The 269-nt window shown below is 69.9% G+C and carries 1 protein-coding gene; it reads right to left on the bottom strand.

Going from position 1 to position 269, the window contains the following annotated elements; translation table 11 throughout:
* On the bottom strand, positions 1-269 hold a 269-nt coding region (locus tag R2R70_RS20515; protein WP_410978981.1), incomplete at both ends, for an NAD(P)/FAD-dependent oxidoreductase.

The following is a 269-nucleotide window of genomic DNA, read 5'->3' as shown; positions in this document are numbered from 1 at the left end:
CGACAGGCCGCCCGTGGCGATCACGAGCGCCTTCGCCCTGATCTGGCCCTGCGGCGTGCCGAGCACGAAACCGGTTTCGTCGGCGTGGCCGACCTGTTCGACCGGCAGCGGACGGCGCCACGCGACGCGCCCGGCGTCGCATTCGGCGCGCAGCACGTCGATGATCGCCTCGCTCGACTGGTCGCAGAACAATTGGCCCTTGTGCTTCTCGTCCCACTTCACGCGATGCTGGCGCAGCAGCGCGAGAAAGTCGCGCGGCGTGTAGCGCG

Origin of the sequence: Cobetia sp. SIMBA_158, from assembly GCF_046566945.1 — a bacterium.
GTDB classification, from domain to species: Bacteria; Pseudomonadota; Gammaproteobacteria; order Pseudomonadales; family Halomonadaceae; genus Cobetia; species Cobetia amphilecti.
This window is presented reverse-complemented; position numbering and strand designations above follow the sequence as displayed.